Annotated in this window: 1 rRNA gene; it reads left to right on the forward strand. The window is 56.9% G+C overall.

Features of this window, described 5'->3' with window-relative positions:
* Positions 1 to 407 (forward strand): 16S ribosomal RNA (locus BRO54_RS18910); the annotation flags it as partial.
* Between the last annotated feature and the right edge of the window lie 236 nt (positions 408 to 643).

The raw sequence follows: 643 nt of genomic DNA on the forward strand, positions 1-643 counted from the left end.
AGTTGGGCACTCTAGAGGGACTGCCGGCGACAAGTCGGAGGAAGGTGGGGATGACGTCAAATCATCATGCCCCTTATGACCTGGGCTACACACGTGCTACAATGGGCGGTACAAAGGGCTGCGAACCCGCGAGGGGGAGCGAATCCCAAAAAGCCGCTCTCAGTTCGGATTGCAGGCTGCAACTCGCCTGCATGAAGCCGGAATCGCTAGTAATCGCGGATCAGCATGCCGCGGTGAATACGTTCCCGGGCCTTGTACACACCGCCCGTCACACCACGAGAGCTTGCAACACCCGAAGTCGGTGAGGTAACCCGCAAGGGAGCCAGCCGCCGAAGGTGGGGCAAGTGATTGGGGTGAAGTCGTAACAAGGTAGCCGTACCGGAAGGTGCGGCTGGATCACCTCCTTTCTAAGGAGAAAAGCGGAAGCGCCGCGATTGGCTCTCGAAGCCAAATGTTCTTCACCCGCAGGGGTGCTTGCACCCCGAGGGGGAAGGTTATTTGGCAGAAGAGAGCCAGGCGCTGGAGTTAGACATTAGTCGTGATTCGATGCACAACCGCGCTTCTGTTTCGTTCAGTTTTGAAGGAATGAGGATTCCTTCAAGTGTTTTGCGCCTTCGTCTTCCAGCAGGTTCAAGGAAGATGG

The sequence above is a fragment of the Geobacillus proteiniphilus genome (assembly GCF_001908025.1).
In the GTDB taxonomy this organism is placed as follows: Bacteria; Bacillota; Bacilli; order Bacillales; family Anoxybacillaceae; genus Geobacillus; species Geobacillus proteiniphilus.